Annotated in this window: 6 protein-coding genes; 1 reads left to right on the forward strand and 5 read right to left on the reverse strand. The window is 56.1% G+C overall.

Features of this window, described 5'->3' with window-relative positions; all coding sequences use genetic code 11:
- Positions 1-577: 577 nt before the first annotated feature.
- Complete coding sequence (locus D2N39_RS13085; RefSeq protein ID WP_119135227.1) at positions 578-1,759, forward strand: PAN domain-containing protein; 1,182 nt, start codon at positions 578-580, stop codon at positions 1,757-1,759.
- Positions 1,760-1,762: 3 nt separating this feature from the next.
- Here the strand turns inward: D2N39_RS13085 and D2N39_RS13090 are convergent, their stop codons facing one another.
- From D2N39_RS13090 to D2N39_RS23340, 5 genes are all read right to left on the reverse strand, one after another.
- A complete protein-coding gene (locus tag D2N39_RS13090) occupies positions 1,763-2,860 on the reverse strand; it encodes a glycoside hydrolase family 3 N-terminal domain-containing protein (RefSeq protein ID WP_119135228.1) in 1,098 nt (365 codons plus the stop codon).
- A gap of 135 nt (positions 2,861-2,995) precedes the next feature.
- Positions 2,996-3,274: an SOS response-associated peptidase family protein gene (locus D2N39_RS13095; protein ID WP_119135229.1), complete on the reverse strand. Its 279-nt coding sequence runs from the start codon at positions 3,272-3,274 to the stop codon at positions 2,996-2,998.
- 548 nt (positions 3,275-3,822) lie between these two features.
- Positions 3,823-4,548 carry a M48 family metallopeptidase gene (locus D2N39_RS13100; protein WP_119135230.1) on the reverse strand — a complete coding sequence of 242 codons (726 nt, stop codon included), beginning with the start codon at positions 4,546-4,548 and terminating at the stop codon, positions 3,823-3,825.
- The gene (locus D2N39_RS13105) at positions 4,535-5,812 is read right to left on the reverse strand and encodes a type I restriction enzyme subunit R domain-containing protein (protein ID WP_119135231.1); all 1,278 of its coding nucleotides are present in this window, start codon (positions 5,810-5,812) and stop codon (positions 4,535-4,537) included. The genes D2N39_RS13100 and D2N39_RS13105 overlap by 14 nt, the downstream gene beginning before the upstream one ends.
- Positions 5,812-6,000, reverse strand: a 189-nt coding sequence (locus D2N39_RS23340; protein WP_233557135.1) for a hypothetical protein, incomplete at its 5' end; no start/stop codon positions are given. The genes D2N39_RS23340 and D2N39_RS13105, both read right to left, overlap by 1 nt.

Consider the following 6,000-nt stretch of genomic DNA (forward strand, 5'->3'; position numbering starts at 1 on the left):
CCGCCCTTGAGTGGAATGGGGCCAAGGTGACGGGGTTTGGGATAGCCTCCATAACACGCGGCGCATTGACGTTCCGGCGGCGGACCTCATGCTTCGCAACATCAATCTGCCTCGTGACCGGAAGGTCCTTCAGCCGGTCCAACACCGCGCCCGTGTCGGCCTTCGTCCCCGTCAACACGACCAGCGCCGCCTGACAGACCTTGGCGCAGCGCTCGGCGTCACGCGGGACGGAGGTCTCGATACGCCCGGTCTTGGCTGCGGTCTCTGCGGTGAAGCGGTCGGCTGGTGTAGCTTGCCCAACTTGGGAAACCTCTGGGCGACCTTTCCTTGCTGCACCGATGACCGTCTCCGGGTGCACCGTCTCAAATGCCGCCGTGCAGAGGGCGGTGAAGGCCGCACAGGTTTGCGAGCTTTCTGCTTGGACATTAAGGAAATAGCCTCTGGTCGTGTTCCTACCCAAACTAAAGACCCGTTAGCTCGCTATCTTCGACGTCGTTGATCCTCGGTGTTGCTACCTTCTATTTGATTGGTATCATTAACGAAAGTTACTGACGCGAATCCCAACATTTAGAGCTACATGGTAAACAAGACACTTCTGCTGGCGGCCTTCTTGTCAAGTGTTGGTCAACTCGCATTGGCCGACCCCGTCTCATACGGTAGTTTCCGCCACATTGACGAGGTGCCGGAGGCGCTTTTCCTCTTTGACCAGATAAATCAGTCTGACTCGTTCGATCTGCGAAGGGCACTGCGTGAACATCCGGTTACCCTAGTGGTGCTCGGTAGTGCAGGGGGGAATCTTTACGAGGGGCTGCAGATCGCGTCTATTCTGCGCGATAAGGGAATAGGTACCTATATTCCCCTAGGGGCAAGTTGTGAGTCATCATGCGCCAATGTTTTTTTCGGCGGTAGCCACAGGTTTGTACAGGGAGCTCTTGGCGTCCATCAATTCTACTACTCCGGTGATACGGGAGAGAGCCGAGAGTCCCTTGGAAAAGCCACCTCAACTACTCAATATACAACTTCAGAAATTATAGGTATTCTAAACCATTTTAATACGCCTCCATTTGTTTATGAAAGAATGTTTTCCACAGATGACATTTACTATTTCAAGGATGAAGAAAAGCCGCTGCTGAACCTTGATGCAGATGCAGACGACTTCCAATTGTCTCTTGCCTCAATTGACAGGCTTATATCAAGACGACCGGAGGTGCTTAAGAGGCCTGAGTCTACTACAGCCATCGACTCAGTCGCTGGTAAGTCTGCGTTACCGTCGCAGCCTGCGCGGAATCCTCCTGAGCCGGTCAAACTATTCGAAAATATTGACTTCTTTGGGCAGGACTTATCAGCGGCTGGAATACGAAATGTGAGTTTGTCGGAATGCGAGACTATATGCCGCAACGATCCGACTTGCGCCGCTTTCAGCTATGTTTCTGCTACGCGTTGGTGCTGGCCGAAATCGGCGGTAGAAAATGTCTCTTTGTCGCCTGGCACGATCAGCGGAGTTACCGATTATACGCGAGTAAACGCGGAGGCATTAGACCGCCCGTTTGTTGAGCTGACTGGTGCTGATCTATCAGGAGCAGACCTCTATCCGAGAGGGATTCGCGACCTATCGCTTCAGGGTTGCCGTGAAGTTTGTCTTCGTGAAGAAAACTGTCGGGCTTTTTCTTGGGTTGCAAAGAAGCGTTGGTGTTTCCCCAAATACGGTTTGGGAGTGCCGAGGAAGATGCTTGGCACTATCTCGGGGTTGCGCAAGTAGGGACTAAAATAGGTTTGCGCGGAAATTGATTATACGGGATACCCTGTCTCGCAGGGCTATTTCCAGATTACGTTGCTGTAAAGAAGCCTTTTCCAAAGTCGCTATCACGCGTGCAGTGGTGTCAAGACTTTCAGACTTACGCGCATTGGCGTAGATCAGGATATCATTGCCTGCAATTATTGCCGAAATTGCAGCGTTCTTCTCGGATCGAGCGTGCGTAATTGCACCCATCTGCATGCTATCGGAAATGATAAGCCCAGAAAATCCCATGACCTCACGCAGCATGTCTCCGGCTGCGCGCGATAAAGAAACGGGGGTGTCGGGGCTATCAGAGAAAAAGTCATGGATAACATGAGAAAGCATGATCGTGTCAGCGAGGCCTGCATCAATTAGGCGTTGAAATGGTGCTATTTCGATATTCTGCCATGTGGCGCGGACGTCAACGGGGCGTATGTGCGTATCATCAGCGGAGCTACCGTGTCCGGGGAAGTGTTTCAGGCAGGTTTTCACATCGGCCGCTCGGTGTGCTCGGATGAACATCTCTGCATAGAAAAGAACGGTTTCAGGATCGGGTCCGTAGGACCTGCCTAGCCCGGAAATAATAGGATTGCTTTGAGACAGTGCTAGATCAACAACAGGTGCGAGATTCAAATTGATGCCAACAGAAGCCAGTTCCGTTGTGCGACCCAGATAGTAATCATAGACGTCTTGGGCACTCATGTTCCATTCTGCCAACTTGGCAGCGGAATGCCATACTTTAAAGCCTTGGCGCGAACCAAGTCGCGCAACTTTTCCACCCTCTTGATCTACTGCGATGATGGGTGGCGAGTCGGGGCAGGCTGTACGAAAAGCGTCCGTAAGCCGCTTCAGTTGTTCTGGAGAACGAACGTTCCTTTCAAGCAAAATTACACCGGAAATTTGTCTTCGCTCGAACATTCTAAGTACTAGCTCAACTTCGCTATTCTCAACAGATGTGCCGCGAAATCCCGTCAGAATGACTTGACCGGCTAATGGCGCGTCTGCCGCGTTTGCACGCGTCGCGTTTAGCGCAGCGCCAAACACTAAGGGGGAAAGCAAAAATGAACGTCGGGAATGGGACATGGACAGCGTCTATAGATGTAGTTTGGAAAGCCAGATGTAGACCGATTCTTACCGGAGTTGGAAATTTAATCTGCGGAAGCCTCAAAATTCTTGCGGCGCGGGCTGAGATGAGGCGGCGGACGACAGCACTAGTCGTCACCGGCCAAAGCGCCAGACGGCGCGGAAGGCCGGTTTGTCCTTCGCCTCCTCGATCCGGGCGTTGAAGGTCGTCGCCTTCCAGTACCTGAGGTCGCCCCGGTGCAATGACGGCACAAGCCACCAGCGGGCCGTCAGTGGCTCCTGCTCGGGCTTGGCGAGGATCAGCACGTCATGCGTGGGTTTCACGTTGAAGCGCCGGGAGAAGGGGTTGATCTTGAGCCACGAGGTATCCAGCCCCTCGCTGCGCAGGTTCGGATCGACAAAGCGCCCGCACATCGTCGCCTCCCTGTTGGCATGACGCGGGCAGGATAGCCGCGCGCGTGAGGGGCGGGCAATCGGGGAAAGCGACGACCTCTAGAGTGGGGGAGGGAAGGGCAGGGTGGTGTTGCTGGTCGCGATGTGGCAAATTTCCGCCGAGAAGGTCCACCTCTGGGGAATCCCTTGAAAGTTAGCTGAGTGTGGCGCTAGGGACTTGATTAGGGATTTTGATTTTATCCTTAGAGAATATTTTTTATTTTCAATTAGTTGGTCGTGTAGTTTTACGGCCTCACTGTCCGCCATTTGCCCTTGAGAAAGCGTTCTCCCGATCCGGCTGCGGCCGGAATTTCTCGTTGTTTTCGAAGGTTATGCGGATGGGGCTGAGCACTGACGCCCTCGCCACAGCAGCCGGACACGTTCTCTTGAGCCCGATATTCTCCGGACCTCTCGACTGCGCGATTTCGGTGTAGAGCCCGTAACCAGTTGAAAATATGGGGACAGTTCCTCGCAGAACCTGAGCACTTCGACGCCAGTGGCGTTCGTGGAATGGAGCAGAAATCGAACTTTCAGACGGAGCTTCCATCCGACAGGGGCAGCGCGTTGAGGTCAGATCGGATTTGCCGCCATCCCGGCATGTTACGATCGAGGGTGTTCAGGAAGAGTTCGTCGTGTCGCGGTGAAACGAAATGGGCCATTTCATGCAGGATGACGTAGTCGATGGCGGCCTGAGGCTTCTTCGCTAGGTCGAGGTTCAACCACACCAGCCCCTTTTCGGGATTGCAGCTGCCCCACTTCGTCTTCATCAACCTGATGCCCCACCGCGGTATCGGTACGCCCAGCCGATCCGACCACTTGGCGATGCGGGGAGCGGCCTTTTCCCGCAGCTGCGATCGGTACCACGTCGCCATCCAGCGTGCCTTCTGGTCGGGCGTTGAGCCTGCTGGTACCAACATCGTCAGTCGATCTGAAGCGTCTAGACTGATTGCACAGCGGTCCTTGTCGTTCGGTTGGACCATAAGCCGAAGCGGTTTGCCGAAGACAAAATGGGTTTCGCCGGAGATGTACCGGCGTTCGGGTTGTCGCGCCTGACCTTCGAACTCGCGCTGCTTCTTCTTGATCCAACCGAGCCGGGTCACAACCGCGACCCGGACGGCGTCTTCGCTGATGGCTGGAGGGGCAGCGACCCGCACGCGACCGGCGGGCGGATAGACCCCGATATGCAGGTTCTTGATCGGCTTGCGGACCAGTTCCACCGACAGCCCGGCGATCTCGATCAGTTCAGTATTCATCATGCGACCGGATGATCTCGATGATGCTGTCCACGGCGTCCTCGGTGTCGAGGATCTCCAGCAGCTTCCGCCGCAGCATCCGCTCCTTCATCTTGTTGCCGCGCCAGCCGGTTTGGGCGGTACTGCGGATTGCGTCATCTACGGCCAGAGTTGCAGCTTCGTCCCGGCCGAGGTTGTCGTAGAGCGCCTTGCGCCCCGGCGTGGTCATGGTCGGCGGGTATTCGCCGCCGTGCCCCGCCTTTACCACCCTGACCAGTTCCGCGATCTTTTCCAGATATTCTGCATAGGCGATAGCGTCGTCCTTCCGCTTCTTGACGAGGTCGGTCAGCAGTTCTGACATTCGCTCGTAGAACTTCGGGTTCACCGGCGTTTCGTCGATGATCAGCCTGCGCACATTGTTTTCTATGGCTTCGGCCACGTTCTCGCGCGTCTTCTTCAGGGAGTTTGGCAACTCCCCCTCGGCTGCCACCCCCTTGCTCGCCACTAGATCGATCAGGCTGATATCGTCCAGATGTGAGATCACCTCGGATTCGTCCGCCTTGATGTAGGTGTCGATCAGGTGCCGCATCGCGGGTTCGAACTGTTTCATGTCCACGGCATCGCCGCTGTGCAGGCGAACGGCATCACGCAGCGAAATCGTCCGTTCCACCTCGTTGCGGTACTGAGCCAGCTGCAAGTCGTTCACGCCCGACGCTGCAGGATCATCCGCCACCGATGCGAAGGCACGGGCATAGGCCCCTGCCAGTTTGTAAAGCGCCTGACGCCGCCGGGCCTTTTCCTCGGCCTGCGGATCGGCCTCCCATCCTCCGGGACTCGAAAAATAGGCCAGCACCTGGTCGTCGCTCTTTGGCTGTTCCACCGGGTCCAGCAGCCCGAACCACGCATCGCGCGCGGTCATCAGATCCTCGCCTGCCTTTTCGGCCCGCGAGGAAATCAGCCCCTCGACGTCGACCGCATCGAAGGCATCGAAAGCGCCTGAGGTGTAGTCCTCGACGGCTGTCTCGATGTTCTTGAACAGGTCCTTGTAGTCGACGACATAGCCATAATCCTTGTCATCCCCGTCCAGGCGGTTCACCCGGCAGATCGCTTGGAACAGCCCGTGGTCGCGCATCTGCTTGTCGATGTAGATGTAGGTCGCCGTCGGCGCGTCGAACCCGGTCAGCAGGCGGCTGACGACGATCAGCAGCTTCATCTGCGCCGGTTCCTTGCGGAACTTCCGCAGCGCCTCGGCTTCATAGGCCTCTTCATCCGTGCCTAGGTCGGTCATCAGCCGGTCATCAGCCGGTCATAGACGCGATAGACGTACTGCTTTTCCGTCTCGCCCATCCTGAACCGCGCCGGGTTTGCCGGAGGCTCCAACTTCTGAGTAGGATGGAGCATCATGAGCAAGACCACGAACAAGTTTTCTCCCGAAGTGCGCGAGCGTGCAGTGCGCTTGGTTCTGGACAATGAGGG

It is taken from the genome of Gemmobacter lutimaris (assembly GCF_003570715.1).
Lineage (GTDB): Bacteria > Pseudomonadota > Alphaproteobacteria > Rhodobacterales > Rhodobacteraceae > Gemmobacter > Gemmobacter lutimaris.